20 protein-coding genes are annotated in these 17,827 nt (G+C 38.3%); 14 read left to right on the top strand and 6 right to left on the bottom strand.

The genetic code is table 11. The features are described from left to right. The coding region (locus tag AC075L_RS21270; protein WP_476388166.1) for a hypothetical protein at window positions 1–251 on the top strand (251 nt) is incomplete at its 5' end. A gap of 100 nt (window positions 252–351) precedes the next feature. On the opposite strand, the gene AC075L_RS21265 is transcribed toward AC075L_RS21270, so the two are convergent. Next, window positions 352–705, bottom strand: coding sequence for a cupin domain-containing protein (locus AC075L_RS21265; protein ID WP_476388165.1), 354 nt, complete (start codon window positions 703–705; stop codon window positions 352–354). A 142-nt stretch (window positions 706–847) separates the two neighbouring features. Here AC075L_RS21265 and AC075L_RS21260 point away from each other — a divergent pair, with 142 nt between their 5' ends. After that, window positions 848–1,180, top strand: a complete 333-nt coding sequence (locus tag AC075L_RS21260) for a winged helix-turn-helix transcriptional regulator (protein WP_008373705.1) — start codon at window positions 848–850, stop codon at window positions 1,178–1,180. Between the two features lie 2 nt (window positions 1,181–1,182). Then, entirely contained in the window at window positions 1,183–1,374 is a 192-nt protein-coding gene (locus AC075L_RS21255; RefSeq protein ID WP_476388164.1) for a hypothetical protein, read from the top strand. Here the strand turns inward: AC075L_RS21255 and AC075L_RS21250 are convergent. Then, the gene (locus AC075L_RS21250) at window positions 1,371–2,666 is read right to left on the bottom strand and encodes a tyrosine-type recombinase/integrase (RefSeq protein WP_024738906.1); all 1,296 of its coding nucleotides are present in this window, start codon (window positions 2,664–2,666) and stop codon (window positions 1,371–1,373) included. The genes AC075L_RS21255 and AC075L_RS21250 overlap by 4 nt on opposite strands. Window positions 2,667–2,752: 86 nt before the next feature. After that, complete coding sequence (locus AC075L_RS21245; protein WP_024738907.1) at window positions 2,753–3,382, bottom strand: helix-turn-helix domain-containing protein; 630 nt, start codon at window positions 3,380–3,382, stop codon at window positions 2,753–2,755. A 175-nt stretch (window positions 3,383–3,557) separates the two neighbouring features. Here AC075L_RS21245 and AC075L_RS21240 point away from each other — a divergent pair, with 175 nt between their 5' ends. From AC075L_RS21240 to AC075L_RS21215, 6 genes are all read left to right on the top strand, one after another. Beyond that, complete coding sequence (locus AC075L_RS21240) at window positions 3,558–3,788, top strand: helix-turn-helix domain-containing protein (RefSeq protein ID WP_002578307.1); 231 nt, start codon at window positions 3,558–3,560, stop codon at window positions 3,786–3,788. A gap of 145 nt (window positions 3,789–3,933) precedes the next feature. Beyond that, a complete protein-coding gene (locus AC075L_RS21235; protein ID WP_024738908.1) occupies window positions 3,934–4,248 on the top strand; it encodes a DUF3847 domain-containing protein in 315 nt (104 codons plus the stop codon). A gap of 328 nt (window positions 4,249–4,576) precedes the next feature. Beyond that, a complete protein-coding gene (locus AC075L_RS21230; RefSeq protein WP_117636791.1) occupies window positions 4,577–6,298 on the top strand; it encodes a MobA/MobL family protein in 1,722 nt (573 codons plus the stop codon). Further along, window positions 6,237–6,986 carry a DUF6040 family protein gene (locus AC075L_RS21225; RefSeq protein WP_009243742.1) on the top strand — a complete coding sequence of 250 codons (750 nt, stop codon included), beginning with the start codon at window positions 6,237–6,239 and terminating at the stop codon, window positions 6,984–6,986. The genes AC075L_RS21230 and AC075L_RS21225 overlap by 62 nt, the downstream gene beginning before the upstream one ends. 155 nt (window positions 6,987–7,141) lie before the next feature. Then, window positions 7,142–7,600, top strand: coding sequence for a MarR family transcriptional regulator (locus AC075L_RS21220; RefSeq protein WP_117594178.1), 459 nt, complete (start codon window positions 7,142–7,144; stop codon window positions 7,598–7,600). After that, window positions 7,590–8,909 carry an MATE family efflux transporter gene (locus AC075L_RS21215; protein WP_117594176.1) on the top strand — a complete coding sequence of 440 codons (1,320 nt, stop codon included), beginning with the start codon at window positions 7,590–7,592 and terminating at the stop codon, window positions 8,907–8,909. The genes AC075L_RS21220 and AC075L_RS21215 overlap by 11 nt, the downstream gene beginning before the upstream one ends. A 133-nt stretch (window positions 8,910–9,042) precedes the next feature. On the opposite strand, the gene AC075L_RS21210 is transcribed toward AC075L_RS21215, so the two are convergent. Continuing rightward, window positions 9,043–9,279 (bottom strand): DUF6061 family protein, encoded by a 237-nt coding sequence (locus AC075L_RS21210; protein ID WP_002578301.1) that lies wholly within the window; start codon window positions 9,277–9,279, stop codon window positions 9,043–9,045. 321 nt (window positions 9,280–9,600) lie between these two features. On the opposite strand from AC075L_RS21210, the gene AC075L_RS21205 reads away from it, so the two are divergent. The 5 genes from AC075L_RS21205 to AC075L_RS21185 all read left to right on the top strand — a co-directional run bounded on the left by AC075L_RS21205 (window position 9,601) and on the right by AC075L_RS21185 (window position 15,369). Continuing rightward, window positions 9,601–9,786 carry a DUF6440 family protein gene (locus tag AC075L_RS21205; RefSeq protein ID WP_008706238.1) on the top strand — a complete coding sequence of 62 codons (186 nt, stop codon included), beginning with the start codon at window positions 9,601–9,603 and terminating at the stop codon, window positions 9,784–9,786. Between the two features lie 250 nt (window positions 9,787–10,036). After that, window positions 10,037–11,608, top strand: coding sequence for a Mu transposase domain-containing protein (locus AC075L_RS21200; protein ID WP_129976285.1), 1,572 nt, complete (start codon window positions 10,037–10,039; stop codon window positions 11,606–11,608). Next, a complete protein-coding gene (locus AC075L_RS21195; protein ID WP_129976283.1) occupies window positions 11,605–12,369 on the top strand; it encodes an ATP-binding protein in 765 nt (254 codons plus the stop codon). Before AC075L_RS21200 ends, AC075L_RS21195 begins: the two co-directional genes overlap by 4 nt. Window positions 12,370–12,530: 161 nt before the next feature. Then, a complete protein-coding gene (locus AC075L_RS21190; RefSeq protein ID WP_476388163.1) occupies window positions 12,531–13,784 on the top strand; it encodes a hypothetical protein in 1,254 nt (417 codons plus the stop codon). A gap of 169 nt (window positions 13,785–13,953) precedes the next feature. Next, complete coding sequence (locus tag AC075L_RS21185; protein WP_476388162.1) at window positions 13,954–15,369, top strand: hypothetical protein; 1,416 nt, start codon at window positions 13,954–13,956, stop codon at window positions 15,367–15,369. Window positions 15,370–15,911: 542 nt separating this feature from the next. Here the strand turns inward: AC075L_RS21185 and AC075L_RS21180 are convergent. Both AC075L_RS21180 and AC075L_RS21175 read right to left on the bottom strand, forming a co-directional pair. After that, complete coding sequence (locus AC075L_RS21180; protein WP_118409372.1) at window positions 15,912–17,126, bottom strand: IS256 family transposase; 1,215 nt, start codon at window positions 17,124–17,126, stop codon at window positions 15,912–15,914. A gap of 79 nt (window positions 17,127–17,205) precedes the next feature. Further along, a complete protein-coding gene (locus tag AC075L_RS21175; RefSeq protein WP_476388161.1) occupies window positions 17,206–17,457 on the bottom strand; it encodes a hypothetical protein in 252 nt (83 codons plus the stop codon). Window positions 17,458–17,827: the final 370 nt, after the last annotated feature.

Genomic DNA, 17,827 nt, shown 5'->3' with positions numbered 1-17,827 from the left:
GTTTGGAAGGGGGGACTGCTATGCTGAGAAAGTTGAATTGTTTTTTAAATATCGTTATTGGTTCATTCATAGGAGTTTTCATTGGGTTCGGAATTTATAAGTTCTGGCACTTTAAAACCTATCCAAATTTATATGCCATGCAGTCTGCACCGTGGTACACAGAGTTGCTGTTGGATGGTGCCTTGGTGGCAGTTTTGGTGGTCGTATGTATTATCCTAAAGCTGATTATTTGGAGGAAGTTAAAGCCATAACTTCTTATATAAAAAATTGAGAAATCGTAAAATTTAAGAAAAAAATGCACAGTTCTTAGCTTATCGGGAGCTGTGCATTTTTGTAAATAAATACTTTTAATTAGCCGATTACGGCATCCTCTGCTGTAAAATGTTCCAGAGAATTTTCTTTTACCTGAATGCAGATATAAGTAATTCCGGAAATATCGGATGCAAAAAACTGACGCTTTGCAGCAGGTGCGATTTTTAGCCAGTCTCCAGTTGAAAGGCTGATTTCTTCTCCATCAATTATGGCTTTGCCGTTACCTGAAAGAATTCCATAGATTTCCTCATTTTCTTTATGGAAATGAACAAATGGGACATTTGCTCCTGCAGGTAGTTCGTTTAAACTGATTTCTGCACCTGTTAAAGACAACTTTTCATGCAGCTCAATTCGGTTTTCCTTTCCAATAGTTGTTTTTGTGTAATTTGCCATGATAAAACCTCCATAGTTAATTTGTAGTTTCTGGTTTCTTGGTATTAGTATAGTGTGAGATACATACAAAAACAAGTACGCACCTTTTTGTAACTGTACACTCAAAAATGAATGTGTTACAATAGACTCGGAGGTGAGAATTATGCGAGCAAAAGAAGAATTACCGGAATGCCCAGTTGCAACAGCAGTATCTCTTATCGGAGGAAAATGGAAACTGCTGATTTTGCGTAACTTGAAAGAGCGTCCATGGAGATTCAATGAGCTACAACGAAGTATAGATGGTATTTCACAAAAGGTTTTGACAGATAGTTTAAGACAAATGATGAGTGATGGGCTGGCATATCGCCACGATTACCATGAGCAGCCACCGAGAGTTGAATACGGCTTAACTGAACTCGGAACAAAAATGCTTCCAATTGTTAATTCACTTGCTGACTTTGGTAACTACTATAAATCAATTATTGAACAGAATTAGGTATGTTAGTATTTGAAAAGCTCGAACAATTCCAGCTTTTTGAAACTGAGAAATCGGAATTTGTGGAGAGATTTCCTGAACTTTCCTTATTTTACAGGCTTTTCAGCCCATTAGATAGTGAAATGATATGTATTTTCCCTTATTTTTGCCCTTATGCGGAATCCGTAAGGGAAATAAGGGAAATTTTTGTTTAAGCGTTGCTCGCTACTTTATCAAGAAGTCTTGCGGAATCCCGTTTTGCTTTTCTTGTTGAGTGAGCGTAAATATTCATTGTGGTACTGACATCAGAATGTCCTAACAGTTCCTGTACATCTTTCGGAGCCGCCCCGTTGGAGAGCAGGTTGCTGGTATAGGTGTGACGTAACTGGTGGAAGTGAAAATCTTCAAATCCTTCCAGCTTCTTTGACACTGACCTGCAAGCAATGCCGAGTGTACTCGGCAGTTCCAGACTACCATCCGGTCTGAGGCAGACAAAGGATATTTCTTTATAATCTGCCGGGACTTCCTGCGTTCCGTCAAGGTGATAGTATTCATAATACACCCTGTTTTTTACATGCACCTCTTTGTAGTAGTTGCGGTGGTAAAGTTCCCCGTACTGCATCCGGCTTTTCAGTTGTTCCCGTCTTGCTGCTTTCAATATTTCAGTCAGTGTATCTCCAAAATCAACAATCCTTACTTTCTTTCGCTTGGTTGTTCCAATCACATTTTTATGCTTCGTTCCGTCATAACGGATACTGCGTTTTATGGTCAGGCATTGTTCTTCAAGGTTGATGTCCTGCCATGTAAGACCACAGGTTTCCCCGATACGAAGTCCTGCATAATATGCGATCTGAATCGGCAGAATTGCAGGTGGATTTTTCTTTTCCAGATACTTGATAAGCCGCTCGTAATCCTCATGTGAAATCGGCTGTGTACCTTCTTCTACCTCATCATCAGAAAAGAGGTCAACTTCCTCTGCCTGTCGTTTCAGCTTGATATATTGCATTGGATTGAAACTGATTAACTGTTTTGGAAATACTGCAAAACGGAAAGACTGCTGTAACACTGCGGAAAAAGAATGGATATAATCTTTGCTATATCCTTTTCGCACTTTTCCATCCGGAAACTCGCCACCGAATGTAAGCAGGTCGAGAAAACTCTGTAAATGTTCAGCGGTAACTGTTTTTAACTTTCGGTCTGCAATCGGGTGTTTTTTGATACATCGGATTGCACCAAGATAATTTTCCACTGTGCCATTGCTGAGTGTTCCGGCTTTCAGTTCTTCTTCCGCCCACATATCCAGAAGTTCTCCTACCGTAAGGCTTTCTGCCCTTGCGACAAACTTCTTATTTTCATAATCTTCCAGTGCTTTGCGGAGAAGCTTTTCCGTCTCACTTTTACTTTCGGTTCCGGCGTATTCTTTCTGAACCATTTTTCCGCTTGCGTCCTCTACATAGAAGCGATAGTACCATTTCTTTCCTTTTTTTCTAACAGATCCTTTTGCCATAATCGTATGTCTCCTTTCGATATCAGACAATCGGAACTGCTGAAATGCTTCTTGCGTGTAAGTATATCACAACTCCGGTTGTCTTACTATACCGATTCAGAATCCTCATACATAACTTCGGATAAAAGATTTGCAAGCCTTTGTTCTGCCGCTTCCGGTTTCTTTGAATAGAGCCTTACAACATCTGCCATATCGTTAAATGCGTTGACAGTATGCGTGATCTCCCTGAGAAACATAATCTCATTATATTCATCTTTCGATTCAAATCCCATTACTTTAGCAATGTCCGCATCTTTGGTACTGCCTTTGTAATTTTTACAGGCGAACTGAAACGAATCCAGAAACAGTTCATATTGCTTTAACATTAACAGCAGTAAGTCTTTAGAAAAAGCGTCTTCTGTTTTATTAAGATCAAGAGGTAACTGTTTGAGAATATCGCCCATCACATCACGAATCTGCAATTCTTTCTTATCCGTAATATCAGTTTCATATTCATCGGTTTCCCCTTTGAGCCATTCAATCGATACATGAAGTGCTTCCGAAAGACCTTCCAGTACCATCTTTTTGGTATTGTCAATCGAACCATTCTCATAACGCAGGATTGTGGAAGCGGTAACTCCCATCTTCTCTGCGACATAAGGCTGTGTCAGATTTAATTCGAGACGGCGCTGTTTTGCCCTGCTGCCGATCAGCTTGCGTAGTTCTTTATCTTTCATGCTGATGTGCCTCCTTTTTCGGTATGTCATTACTATACCACGCAACAAAATATATTGCAATATGCAATTAATGGAAAAAGAATAAAATTTCATAATGCTTGACAAAGCAATATAAACACGCTATACTGACAGCACAAATGAAATTGCATAATGCAATTTAAAAGGAGGTGGTCATATGACACAAAGAAAGATTGCCTTATCTATTGAAGAAGCTGCTGATTATACGGGAATCGGCAGGAACACCCTGAGAAAACTGGTGGAATGGAAGAAACTTCCGGTATTAAAGGTCGGGAGAAAAGTCCTGATCAAAACGGATATGCTGGAACTTTTTATGGAAGCCAACGAGGGCAGAGACTTGAGGGATAAGGGAAATGTGAAAGCAGTCACAAGAAACGGTTCAACTTAAAAAAGCGGTTCCCGAAGAAACCGCCAAAGGTTCTATCAGACCGGAGTCATGATATACCTACACGCAAACAGATTATACCATGTACTTCGTCTGACAGACAACAGGAAACTTATGTTTGGAAGAAAAAGAAAGGACGATGATATTTATGGCAAGATCAACAAAGAGTTATGAGGAGCGTATGCTCCAGTTGGAAAAGAAAGAACAGGAAAGCCTTGAGAAAGCAAAACAGTATGCAGCACAGAAACGGGAACTGAAGAAACGTCAGAAAGATGTGGAAACCAAAAAGCGGACACACAGGCTCTGCCAGATTGGTGGTGCGGTGGAATCGGTGCTGGGTTCTGCGATTGAGGAAGATGATATCCCAAAGCTGATCGGCTTCTTAAAAAGGCAGGAAGCAAATGGGAGATTCTTCTCAAAGGCAATGCAGAAAGAGCCAGTTGCGAATACGGAGGAAGTGTAATGCCGGAGGGAGTGGATTTTTCATTCCCTTCATTGCTTTTTCATGAAGGGCGCACTTATGGACAACCAGAGGTCGTCCGTATAAGTTTGCCACAGGTGGCAACCGGTCTGCGCTTACGCTTGCCGGGCTCGTTCCGTCGGCGGGCATTTCATGCAGACCTGCTCATGCCGCAGGAGGCACTCTTCGCCAGAGGGGCGCATTCCATGCAGGCTGTTATGCACAGGGCACTCTTACGCAGAGGGCGTTCCGGCAGATACCATTTTCTTTTTGGGAAAACGTTACCTGCCGGAAATCAAAGCCGGATACGGCAGAAAGGGGGAAACGGATCATGGCGATTTTTCATTATACAGTAAAGATTGTTGGACGCAGCAAAGGGAAATCCATCATATCAGCATCTGCCTATCTCAATGGTGATGTGATGAAAAATGAAGAAACCGGCAGAATCAGCTACTACACTTCCAAAAGAGAAGTTGTTTATACCAGCCTGTTGATGTGTGAAAATGCACCACAGGAATGGCTGAATGTACCTGCTGAAAATATCAGACGGTTCCAGAAATCTGTCCGATATAAAAGGGCAGATAACAAAGAAGCCGCACTGAAAAAATTTAAACTTACTTTTCAGAAGCAGCGTTTATGGAATGAAGTTTTGAGGATAGAAAAAAGTGCAGATGCACAACTCGGCAGGTCATTTGAGTTCTCACTTCCGAAAGAATGGAACAGACAGGAACAGATTGATTATACAACCGAATATATTCAAAAGACCTTTGTAAATAAGGGAATGTGTGCGGACTGGAGTATCCACGATAAAGGAGATGGAAATCCCCATGTGCATTTACTTGTGACGATGCGACCATTCAATCCAGACCACTCATGGGGGAACAAAGAAATCAAGGATTGGGAGTTTGTCAGAGATGAAAATGGAAATATTGTGGTGGATGAATCCCATCCGGACTGGTGGCAGGATAAAAAGGACCCTGACCGTCATGGAATCCGAATCCCGGTATTGGACGAAAACGGTAATCAGAAAGTCGGTGCAAGGAACCGTAAACAGTGGAAACGTGTATTAACCGATGCTACCGGATGGAACAGTCCGAAAAATTGTGAACTGTGGCGGAGTGAATGGGCGAATGTCTGTAATTCACATTTGAAAACGGAAAATCACATTGACCACCGTTCTTATGCAAGGCAGGGGAAATTAGAGATACCGACGATCCATGAGGGCGCGGATGCCAGAAAAATTGATGAGAAATTTCAAAATGGGCAGACACAATCAGCGTCATGGAAAGTGGTAGAAAATCAGATCATAAAAAGACAAAATGCACTGCTGGATAAAATACAGATTTCTTTCGGAAAGGTATCCGGTGCATTGACACAATGGAAGGAGCGATTGGATGACATTAGAAGAAAGCCGGGAAGTCATTCCCATGATGGAGACAATGATAAACCAGATCGAGGAACAGCAGAATTTTATGGCAGCGATGGTACAGGAATTGCAGGAACGGGATCGACAGCTCCTGTCTTTTCAGGAGCAGAACCAGAGTTTAAAAAGCTTAAACAGCGAATTATCCAGGCTGCTAAATCTTTTGCCAGATACAGAAGAACTGCTCTCACAGATCGAGCAACAGAAAACCAGAATCGAACAGTTGGAAAACGAGAATCAGCAATGGCAGGAATTAACGCAGAAGCTGAACAACGAGAACAGCTTATTGCAGAAACAGAACAGCGAATTGCTGACCTTAAACAGCAGATAGAGAAAGCGAGGGAGATCGATGAGCGAATGCAGAAACTTAGAGAACGTCGGGCAGGTGGAAGAACTTCTGCTGATGACCGAACAGATGCAGGACGAACTGGATCAGAAAGACCAGACAATCCAGGAACTAAACAGGCAGCTAAGCGAATCGCTGACCTTGAACGAGAAATTGAACAGCGAAAACAGAGCCGAGAATATCGAAGCATTGCGGACAAGATTAAGGCAAACAGAGGAACGATTGACCAGCGAGACAGACAGCAGGAAAAGAGCCGACGCAGAAGCCGTGGCATGGAAATTTAAGTATGAAAAAGCAGAGCAGGAAAAACTTTATGCACAGACACACCAAAAGACGGTAGAGGTAGCTGTTGAGAAAAAAGTGCCTTATGAGAAATGTGAAAAATGTGACCGTACTGCTTACCGGAAAGCAAAAGAAAAATGCGATAGCCGTAAAAGCCAGTTAGAAAAGAAATATAAAAATATGACGATTGGTTATGAAAGTATCTTGTTTCTACTAGCATGGTACAGCATAACAACAACACTGTTTACTGCGATTCTTTCGCCGGTTTTCCTTAACGACTGTATCGTCTTTTTCGGTGCGTTAGGAAAAGGAATGGGAAGTTTATTTCGGGAGTTTGTGACAGGTGCAGACTCTTTCGGACAGTTAAGCAGTGGAATACCTAACAGTATTCTTTCCGGGATTGTGTACTGGCTGATTGCCGGTACTGTCATGGCAATTTTATTCGTAATAACCGGGTGGCTGATAATCGGGATTGGTTATCAGGTAGGAAAAATCTACCGGAAATATTGTTGGGATATCATCAGTATCGTGGTAGCGATAACGAGTACAGCTGTTGTAATTTACTTTGGAGAATGGATTAAAAACGCTAATCCGATAAATCTTATTGTATTGCTATTACTGTCGCATATTATTTATATTGGAATCAGATGTTATGTGAAAGACTGGATGGAAGAACGAGGATATTATTAAAAGAGGACAGGGAAATTTCATAATCTTCCTGTCCTTAGTAAGGGACTATTGATTGTTTATATAAAGAAAAAGTATATAAATAAATCTTGACAATTAGTACGAACTCGGACTATACTATAAAAGTCCGGATTCGTACTAATTTAAGGAGAAAAAAGATGAGAAAAGATAATAATATGATAATACAGTTGCAACGATATTATGCTTTATGGAAAGAATGTACAGCAATGTATGAGGAATGGTCAAAGGATCAGGGACTGTCTTCAAATGGAGTTTTTGCTTTGCATTCATTTTATGAAAGTAATGGAAGATGCACGCAGAAAATGATAAGTGAAAAATGGAATGTACCTAAGCAAACGGTAAATACGATACTAAAAGATTTTCAGAAAAAAGGATACATCAATATGGTATCTGATGATTCAGACAAGAGAAATAAGCTGATATGCCTCACAGAATCAGGAATGGAATATACGAAAGATATCATAGAAAAACTGCACTCAAAAGAAATATATGTAATCGAAAAAATGGGATTAGAGAATATAGAAAGTCTTAATGATAATACAGAGCTGTTTATCAGACTTTTCAAGGAAGGAGATTGTAAGAAAAATGAATCATAAATCATTATTTTTTAAATATGTTATTCCATCTATTATAGCATTTGCATTATCAGGAATATATGCGATAGTGGATGGATATTTTGTAGGCAATACCATAGGAGATGCTGGAATTTCGGCTATTAATATTGCATATCCGATTGAGGCTTTGATTCAGGCTCTTGGAACAGGAATTGGTATGGGAGGAGCTGTTTATTACTCAATTAATGCAGCAGAAAAGAAAGGAAAACGGGCAGAAGAATTTATTGCTACAAGCTGGTGGCTTCTTGTAATAGTAAGTGTTATCAATACCATAATTATTTACTCCTTTTCGTCTAAAATTTTAGGATTGCTTGGAGCAGATGGAATTATATTAACAAATGCGACAGATTATATCAAAATTATAGCACTTGGAGCAATATTGCAGATTCTTGGAACTGGAATGATGCCATTCATTAGAAATTATGGAAACTCTTTCTGGTCAATGTTTGCGATGGTTGGTGGATTCATAACCAATATTGTTCTGGATTTTATCTTTGTATGGATATATGAAATGGGCATGAAAGGTGCAGCCACAGCTACAATAGCCGGACAGGGTGTGACTGCAGCAATTGCAATCATATACGCATTATATAATAAAAAGTTTTATGTGTATGTATCCTTAAAAAATGTAAAAGAAATGTGTGGCGCTATATTCAGAGTAGGTCTTGCACCATTTGGGCTAGCATTGACTCCTAATATTTCATTGGTGTTTATAAACCGATTCTCCGCTTCTTATGGGGGAGAAAAAGCTATTGCAACTTATGCATGTGTATCCTATATTATCTGTATCATATATCTCATATTGCAGGGCGTAGGTGATGGAAGTCAACCTTTAATGAGCCGTTTTTATGGTGAGAAGGATCAAGAAAGCCTGAGAGGAGTTCAGAGAATGGCATACATTTTTGCAATAATTCTTGCTGTTTGTGGTGGAATTATCATGTATGTAAACAGAGCAAATATTGGAGGGGTTTTCGGAGCTTCTTATGAAGTAAGTATTGAGATTTCTAAAATTGTACCTATATTTTTAGTGTCATTACCATTTGTTGCGATTACCAGAATAGCGACAGCTGGATTTTATGCTACTGAAAAAAGTGGATTGTCATACATTCTTACATTCATTGAACCAGTATTGATGCTGATATTTATGCTTGTTTTACCACCTTTATTTGGTGGACAGATTATGATATGGTGGAGTACGGTATTGGCACGTGTTTTTTCAGCGATTCTGGCATTCATACTAATAAAATATTGCGAAAAGGGAGATTTGCAATATGGAATACAGAAAATTTAACAATCAGATAGTAGCAAGAATAATCTAGGTTTATCTATTGTATTTTTAAGGACAGCCTCATAGCAATAGGGCTGTCCTTTTAAAATTATGAAGCTAATTTTTAATAAATTCTAGTAGATTTTGATTGGAATAATCATAACTCTAATGAATCTTCAGCATCTACCCACATCTGTAAATTCCCATCAAGATATAACCTTGCATATTCTAATGGCTCATCGATTGCAAGCGATGTCAAAGCACAATCAGATCCAGGTGTGGTTCTTAAATTTTTTTCTGCTTCCCAACAATCAATACGGAGTATATAGCCCGTATTAGTATATACATCAATGCTGTTGCACTGTGGATTGTATTCTGCAAATATTGTTCTCATCGTATCCCATCTCCTTATCATTTAATCAATCAGTAGTAGCAAAAATTAAGAAGCATTTCAATCAGTTCACCATGTCACTTTTATTTTGTGTTATACTGTCTTATAGATTTTTCTTGCCCTTGTATTTGCCCTTATCAGAGTGCATAAACACTGATGGGACGATATAACACAAGGGAAATAATAAGGGAAAGCTCACCTGCGACAAATCCAGTGTTTTCAAGGGGTTGCGAAGAATTTAATAATAAAATATAACAGTTATTAAATTTCTTAAAACAGGTGAAATCTCAATCGGAATTTAACGCTTAACTAGGAGGAATAAACATGGCAAAGAAAGAAGAAAGATTTGAAGTTATATTTAGAGATGGAAGTTCGCTTAAAGATGAAGGGATTCGACAAATTCTTGTAGATAAGGAGACTGGAGTTAATTATCTTTGTTGGAAATCTGGATACGGGGCTGGTATTACACCTCTTCTGGATTCTGAAGGAACAGTCATAATTACAAAGTAAAATTCAGCGTTTTCAAGGGTTTGCAGAGAATTTAATAACAAAATATAACAGTTATTAAATTGCTTAAAACAGGTGAAATCTCAATCGGTATTTGACATATGCAAATTCTGCTCGAACGGTACGCCTATTCTGAAATTAGCGGTACATCCATTCTGATTTAGCGGTATGCGTTTTCTGCTCAAAGCGGTACGTTTTTCCTTTATTATTGTGATGTAACTATTATTCATCACAGTGCAAAGGAGGAACTATTATGCACGACTACAATACTATTCTTGGAGTCATAGAACTTCGACTCAGTAAAGTCAGTTATGACGCCGTACAAAAACGTTACCGGATTGGACGAAGCGGGATTGCATTAATCATGAACCGTTACAATGATTCAGGATTATCACTGGATGATCTTCGACAAATGCCAGCTTCAAAGGTGGTTGATCTCATCTATCCAAAAGAAAACCTTCGACATAAGGATATTCCATTACCTGATTTTGAAAAAATACATGAGCAGATGATCCAAATGGGAAAACATGCCGACTTGAGCTTTCTATGGATTGATTATAAAAAAGAGCATCCCAACGGTTACCAGCTTGCTCAGTTTTATAAGCTGTATCGTGATTTCCTGGTAGATACATATGGTACTTCAAAAACATCTATGCCTGTAGAGCGGATCCCTGGTGAAAAGATGTATATCGACTGGGTAGGCGACCAGCCGGAACTGCTACTGGACACAACTACTGGCGAACTTCGAAAAGTTCATATTTTTACGACTACACTTGGTTTTAGCAGTCTTGTTTATGCAGAGATCTTTCTGGATGAGAAACTTCCACATTTTATTGCTGGCACAGTACATGCACTGTCTTATTATGGGGCTGTTCCTAAATATCTTGTCCCAGACAATCTGAAAACAGCCGTTACCAGGCATAGCAAAGATGAACTTGTGCTGCAGGCAGCTTTTTCAGATCTGGAAACTTTCTATGATACGATTATTCTGCCTCCACCGCCAAGGAAACCGAAAGGCAAACCAACAGTTGAAAATCATGTGCGTTTCTTGGAGACGCATCTGGTAGAAGAATTAAAGAAAGATACTTATACCTCTCTGGAAGCTCTGAATGCTGCGGTCAAAAAGATCGTAGCGGACATCAACCAGCGTCCTTTCCAGAAAAAATCTGACATTCGGAAATCCCGCATGAATGGATTCGAAAAGTACGACAAACCGCGTATGAACCAGCTTCCAGGCGAAAGTTATACACTTTGTGATTATAAATACTTTCTTAAAGTTCCAGATAATTACCACCTTGAGTATGATGCCCACTACTATTCTGTATTGTATACCTACAAAGGGAAGTCTGCAATTCTTAAGGCTACAATGACGGAGATACGGATCTGTGATGAGTATAACCGGCTGATCTGCCGCCATCCAAGATCTTACCGTGATTTTCCTCTTTACATTACAGATGACAATCATATGCCTCCAGAACACCTGTATTACAAAGAAGTGAATGCACATGACGGAGCTTATTACAGACGGTGGGCATCTGTTTATGGAGAATCTATGGTAACTCTTATTGACAGGATACTCCGCAGTTCCAAGCATGAGGAACAGGCATACAACAGCTGTGCCGGTGTGCTCCATTCCTGTAAAGATGTTCCTCACAGGCTGGTTCAGGAGGCTGCTGAGAAATGCGTAGAAGCCAATGCCTGCAAGTATTCTTATTTCAAGAAAGTACTTAGCATGGTTCAAAATAATCATTCCAGCAGCGCTATAAACGGAACCGGAAAACTTCCTTCCCATACAAACATCCGTGGAAAGGAGGCATACAAATGAGTTCATCCCATGACATTACATTAACACCTCAGGAACAGGCTCTGATCATGCGTCTGAAAAGTTTCCGTGTTCCAGAAATGGCACATATCCTGGAAGAACAGTTGAAAGATCCCAATGCAGATCTAAACACTTTTTTGGAACGCATGACAGCAATGGTTGATGCAGAGTGGCAGGCGCGGGCAGATAAACGTTTTAATCGTCTGATGAAAGAAGCGCATCTGCGATACCCGGCGGCAGATCTTGACGAAACTATTTACCGTCCAGAACGTCAGCTTGATACCCAGACAATAGAGCGACTGAGTACCTGCCACTGGATAGAGGAAGGAAAGAATCTCATTGTAACAGGATCTTCCGCCAGTGGAAAAACTTATCTAATCAATGCTTTTTGTGTAACTGCAATGAAGCAGTCTAAGAGTGTAAAGTATATAAAAGCGAACACTCTTATGAGCGAAATGGAACAGGCACGTATCAAATCCACAAATCTGGATTACCTGAATAAGCTGACCAAGCTGGATCTTCTTGTGATCGATGATTTTGGCCTTATGGATCTCGATCTTGATAAATGCCGGGATCTTTTTGAAGTCCTTGACACCAGGGATGGAAGAAAATCAACTGTAGTCATCTCACAGTTTCCAGTCAGTACATGGTTTGATATGTTTGCTGATAATACCTACGCTGATGCGTGCCTTACACGAATCACAGATAAACATCATACATATCGTCTGGAGATGAACGGTATAAATATGCGTGAAACAGAATGATATCATCTAGCGGTACTTCGTACCGTTAAAAATGGAATAGCAGTTCCGCAGTAGCGGAACTGGCATTCCGTTTAAGCATAATTTGCATTTTAAAGAAAATTAAGATTTTAGCACCGATAGATAAAGTTTATGATTTTTTTAGCTTTGATTTTGATACGGATATGAAGCAAAAGATAATTAATTTATTAAATCAGGACGTAAAAGGAGTGCTGATACCCATATATTTAATGAATTCTGAAAGAAAAGGGTATATAAATATATTAATGTTATATTTTGAAGAAAAAATAGCTATTTCAAACTTGATAAAGCATTCATTTACAATAGGGAAATTTCTTCAAGAATTTCCTGTTCTTGAAGGAGTTATTATGGCAGAGGTATCTTTGTTATCTAATATTTGTGCATTTAATGACAAGCTAAATAAACTAAAGCCAAAAGTTTCTTCGGATGAGAATATTTTTAACTGTATAATGAAAAAATTGAAATTTCCTAACGCACGGACTTTTCTTACTATTGCAAATTCAAGTTATGAGGGAAAGAAAAACTATGGAAAAATGCTCCTTTATAAGGTAGTAAATATTAATCATCATAATGTAGATTTATTCAACATAAAGGATGAAATAGAAATTATGGTAGATCCTAAGGATACAAATATTTCAGGACTTGAAAATGCATGTCGCATAATATTTAAGCAAACATGTCCTGTAAATTGGCAAAATGCTAGAGAAGTTAGAAAGTATTTGGAAATGTCTAATGAGAAAATAGGATTAGTCATTGCAGGATATTTCAGGGATTTTCCTGATGATTTTGGTGCAACAATAGAAAAAAATTGGATTGTTTATGGATTGGCTCAAACAAATAGAATACAATATGATGCAGCGGTATCATTTTGTGGGGATAAAGGATTTGAATTATATTTAAAAAATGAGAGAATTTTATATAATGGTGTATGTTTTCGCTATTTTACAAATTATCATGAAAGTAATGAATTAAGCGAACAGATTGCGAAGTTAGACTTTCTTTCAAAAGTGAAGATTAATTTGATTTCGGACATTATAAATGAGGCTGGTAAACAGAAGCATGGAACAATGTTAGTATTTCATTCAAATGCAAAAGAAGAGTCACAACGGCTTGGAAATTGTGGACGAGCCTTAGAAGTAAATCCTATAAAAATAAAAAACGAAATGAGTAATCTTGTACAATTGACTACTATTGATGGTGCGTTAATGATTGACTTTGAAGGTGTATGTTATGCGTTGGGGGTAATATTAGATGGTAATGCATCAGAAAAGTCTCAAAGAGGAAGAGGGGCTAGGTATAATTCTGGACTTGCTTATGTGGATACGCAAAAAAAATTAGGATATGAATGTTTGGCTATAGTCGTATCAGAAGATGGAACTGTGGATATTTTGAGTTAAGGGTAGATATCTGATGAAAATAGAGTAATAAAACTTAACTTAACTGTGAAGAAGAAATGCTATAACGGCTCAAAATTCTGTTTTATCTATCGAGATGACATTGATTGTGGTAAAATATTAAATGTATTTATATACAAAAATTTGTAGGAGATTTGAGGAGAAAATAAATATGGCAATGTTTATCACAGATTATTTAAATATTGATAGTAATTTGTTTGAGAATGTAGATGTTTTTGATGCCGATTTAGAAAAAGATAGTGCATTTTACATTAATATTTTGAGACTTAAGCGTTCGGAAACACCAGAGCTTAAAGAATCTTATAATAGAATTAATACTTTTTTTTCGAACATTGCTACACTACTTGAAATGGCTGATTCAAAAGATATGAAAGATAAATGCTATCGAAGAGCTTACAATATGTTTTTGGAGAAGGCTGGAGAAGTGAATGGTATTAATCTCGGGGGTGCAGATTCTAAGACAGGGTCTGGAATGGGAGAAAAATTATGTAAACAATGTATTGCAGATGCTTATACAATAGTAAAGAAAGGGTGCAAAGCACCTGAGATTTTTCATTTATTATCATTATTTGAGGATGGAATTGGTCCTGACAGGTTAAGCGATTTGATTGCAGGAATAATTTTGCCAGATATTCAAGATTATACCAAGAGAATAATGTGTGATTTTCAAATTGATATAAATCAATATCCGAATTATGACTTTGATGAGGAAGGATATCTTATAAATCCTATTAGAAATTGTCGGGTATATTTGGTTCCGATGGAAATATTGGGGGAATATCCAGTAGCAAAGTCTTGGGAAGATGTAGGAGAAGTGGCATACAAGAATGAAATAATTAGACAGGAAATGAATTTGGAAGTAAGCAATACTTGGTCAAAGTGGGCATCTACATCACAAAAAGCATACATAAAAGAACATATTTTTAAAAATCCAGAAGCATGTGAAAGAGTAATTGAAAGTTATCGAGCAGAATCGTTGGAACGATATAGTGTTTGCAATGATATAGATTATTTTGTTGCAAAACTACTCCAAAAGATAACATCTTTAGGAGTTTCGTTTGTTACCGAACAGAAAAAGGAGCAGATTGATAGCCTTACTGGCGCAAAAGAAATAATCGCCATATTTAAAGATTGGGTTGAAAATAATAGAGGTTGGGATGAAGTACAAAAAGCGGAGAAGAGAAATCGAGAAAAGAGCGTTCAGAGATTTATTCATTTGGGAGCAAAACAATATATAGACGTAAATAATTTGGATTTTACTTGTGAAGGCAATGCAGGTCCGGGTCCAGAAGATTTTAAGGTAAGTAGAGGTAAGGATAAAACAATAGTTGAGATAAAATTAAGTTCTAATCCAGAGTATATGTCTGGATATGAGAATCAGGTTGAGAGGTATGCGCAAGCAGAACACGCTGAAAACATGCTTTATGTTTTAGTGGATATTGGAAATCCGATTAAAGTAAAAAAGTTGAAAGAATTGCATGAGAAAAATATTAATGAAAAGAAGCGTGTTCCTGAAGTTATTATTATTGATGCAATGCGGCAGGATTCAGCAAGTAATATAAGATAGGTATTAATTTAATTATAGTACAGCGTCAGGGCAGTTATAAGTTGAGAGATTTATAGCTGCCCTTTTTTATTGCTTTTGGACACGATGGCCAGAAGCGGAAAGGAGAGTTATGAGGTATTTATTACGTAAGCGCTTAATTGGTTCTTTCCGTGCTTAGTTGAATTTAACGTGAAAGAGTTCTCCGAATAGCACTTGCCTGTGTAATAAATCGAGGGTGTAAAAATTCTTGTGTCTATGGAAAGTAAATCTTTCTGATAAGAAATAGATATGTAAAATTTTGCTGTCGAATTAATGATTATGCGGCTGTCGAATATATCTTTGTACTTACAGTATTGCCATGTAGGAAAATTATATACATCATTTTCGATTTTTTTGCATGATAAGTAAGGCATCATGATTATTGCCTTTTGTGGGCTCTGCCCACACCCGACCTCTGGAATAGGATCGGAAATTTCTGGCAATAATATAAATGCCGAAGGAATAGACAGAGAGCAGGAATGCGGGGCTTAAAAGAGCTTCCCCATTCCTGCTTTTCTTTTCTCTTACAGATAAGCAGTAAGCCGTTCTCCGTAAAGGACGATCAGCTGATTCAATACCTGATCCCAGTTCCGGTATCTCTGCGTCCACTTTTTGACTACGTTCTCACTGGCAAGATACAGCATCTTTTCCAATGCAGGATCGCTTGGGAATACGCTTTTTGTTTTCGTGACTTTCCGATACTGACGGTTTAATCCTTCTATGATATTTGTCGTGTACATAATGCGTCTGATATCATTAGAAAACTGGAAAAAGGAACTTACATCTTCCCAATTATTTTCCCAGTTACTGATCGCATACGGATATTTCTTCCCCCATTTTTCTTTCATGTTCTCCAGCTCTGTTAAAGCGGCTGTTTCGTTCGGAGCATTGTACACTTCTTTGAAATCCGAGGAAAACTTTTTCAGATCATTATAATTTACATATTTGAAAGAATTGCGGAGCATATGGATCACACATCTCTGGATCTCTGCCTGCGGATAGACTGCCTGAATAGCTTCTTTAAAACCCGGAAGACCATCCACGCAGAAGAAAAGAACATCTTTTACTCCGCGGTTCTTAAGATCATTGAGCATTCCAAGCCAGAACTTGCTGGTTTCATTTGCACCTACTGTGATGCTGAGGATATCTTTGTATCCCTCCACTGTAACACCAAGCACTACATACGCAGCACGACTCAGGATCCTGCCATCCTCACGTACTTTATAATGAATACAGTCCATAAAGACAAACGGATAAACCGGGTTCAGAGGACGGGACTGCCATTCTTTAACCTGAGGAAGTATCTTGTCTGTGATCTTGCTGACCATTTCAGCTGACAGCTCAATCCCATAAAGATCCTGAAGCTGGTCGTGGATGTCACGTGTACTCATACCACGGGCATATAAAGATATCACTTTTTCTTCAATCCCGGAAATATCTCTCTGGTATTTAGGGATGAGTTTTGGTTCAAACTCACCGTTACGGTCTCTTGGTACGTCGATTTGAAATTCACCGTATTGACTCTTTAAGTTTTTTGTAGAATGACCATTTCTTTTATTATCTGTCTGTAGATCTCCCTTATGGTTTTTCTCGTATCCAAGAGTTGCATCCAGTTCTGCCTCCATCAGCTCCTGCAGGATATCCTTGAAACTGTCTTTCAGAAGCGTGTATATATCTGCAACGCTATTAATGTTGTTTTCTGAGATGATCTGTCGAATTTGTTCCTTTGCAACTGCCATAAAAAATACTCCTTTTCGATAAGAATTGTCATATCTGAATTCTTACCAAAAAGGAGTTATTTTTTACCAAAAACACAAACTATTTTACACTACCATCTACCGTGTTAGATTCAGATGTTTCTGTAATTTCTGTTAATGCATCTAGGTCAATAGATGTTTTATCATCTGAATAATACCATGTAATCACCAGACGGTCATTATACACATATATCTTATCTACAAAATATTCAAGCACCTGATTTCGTGTATCTTCATCGTCAAAATCTGCTTTCGCATACATTTCAAAATATTTCTTTATACTGTTTTCATCTTCAACAAGTGCCTGTTTCAACTTTTCAGTTTCAATGGCTTCTTCAATGCCCGTCTTTTTTGTTCTCTACACAAACAAAAGAGTTCAACGAAATCTTGGGGTGCTTACACCACTGGAATTCCATGAACAAAAACTAAAAAACGTTGCATAAATAACCCGGTACATAAACTGTACCGGGGAAGAAAAAATTTTCGTTATTTAATTTGTCTACTTGACGGGTAGCACACCAAAACACTAGCTTTTTCTGGCTGCAGTTTTCTAAAAAAGTGCAACCAAAAATGCAACCCACATTTGGCAACTGCCCAATGGGCAGTGCCAAGAATGTTAATTTTGGGATTTTAAATTAAGATATACATGAAAAAAGAGAACAGCTGTCGCCATTCTCTTTTCT

It is taken from the genome of Blautia sp. ZXY-1-B12 (assembly GCF_056339915.1).
Note: the sequence above shows the minus strand (reverse complement) of the source record. Positions and strands in the feature narration are given on the sequence as shown.

What these genes read in the sequence shown, in the direction of transcription:
- AC075L_RS21235 (WP_024738908.1), top strand. Translation starts at nt 3,934, where the DNA reads ATGGCAAGATCAACAAAGAGTTATGAGGAGCGTATGCTCCAGTTGGAA.
- AC075L_RS21200 (WP_129976285.1), top strand. Translation starts at nt 10,037, where the DNA reads ATGCACGACTACAATACTATTCTTGGAGTCATAGAACTTCGACTCAGT.
- AC075L_RS21255 (WP_476388164.1), top strand. Translation starts at nt 1,183, where the DNA reads ATGTTAGTATTTGAAAAGCTCGAACAATTCCAGCTTTTTGAAACTGAG.
- AC075L_RS21265 (WP_476388165.1), bottom strand. Translation starts at nt 705, where the DNA reads ATGGCAAATTACACAAAAACAACTATTGGAAAGGAAAACCGAATTGAG.
- AC075L_RS21220 (WP_117594178.1), top strand. Translation starts at nt 7,142, where the DNA reads ATGAGAAAAGATAATAATATGATAATACAGTTGCAACGATATTATGCT.
- AC075L_RS21185 (WP_476388162.1), top strand. Translation starts at nt 13,954, where the DNA reads ATGGCAATGTTTATCACAGATTATTTAAATATTGATAGTAATTTGTTT.
- AC075L_RS21195 (WP_129976283.1), top strand. Translation starts at nt 11,605, where the DNA reads ATGAGTTCATCCCATGACATTACATTAACACCTCAGGAACAGGCTCTG.
- AC075L_RS21205 (WP_008706238.1), top strand. Translation starts at nt 9,601, where the DNA reads ATGGCAAAGAAAGAAGAAAGATTTGAAGTTATATTTAGAGATGGAAGT.
- AC075L_RS21215 (WP_117594176.1), top strand. Translation starts at nt 7,590, where the DNA reads ATGAATCATAAATCATTATTTTTTAAATATGTTATTCCATCTATTATA.
- AC075L_RS21190 (WP_476388163.1), top strand. Translation starts at nt 12,531, where the DNA reads ATGAAGCAAAAGATAATTAATTTATTAAATCAGGACGTAAAAGGAGTG.
- AC075L_RS21240 (WP_002578307.1), top strand. Translation starts at nt 3,558, where the DNA reads ATGACACAAAGAAAGATTGCCTTATCTATTGAAGAAGCTGCTGATTAT.
- AC075L_RS21260 (WP_008373705.1), top strand. Translation starts at nt 848, where the DNA reads ATGCGAGCAAAAGAAGAATTACCGGAATGCCCAGTTGCAACAGCAGTA.
- AC075L_RS21210 (WP_002578301.1), bottom strand. Translation starts at nt 9,279, where the DNA reads ATGAGAACAATATTTGCAGAATACAATCCACAGTGCAACAGCATTGAT.
- AC075L_RS21230 (WP_117636791.1), top strand. Translation starts at nt 4,577, where the DNA reads ATGGCGATTTTTCATTATACAGTAAAGATTGTTGGACGCAGCAAAGGG.
- AC075L_RS21180 (WP_118409372.1), bottom strand. Translation starts at nt 17,126, where the DNA reads ATGGCAGTTGCAAAGGAACAAATTCGACAGATCATCTCAGAAAACAAC.
- AC075L_RS21245 (WP_024738907.1), bottom strand. Translation starts at nt 3,382, where the DNA reads ATGAAAGATAAAGAACTACGCAAGCTGATCGGCAGCAGGGCAAAACAG.
- AC075L_RS21250 (WP_024738906.1), bottom strand. Translation starts at nt 2,666, where the DNA reads ATGGCAAAAGGATCTGTTAGAAAAAAAGGAAAGAAATGGTACTATCGC.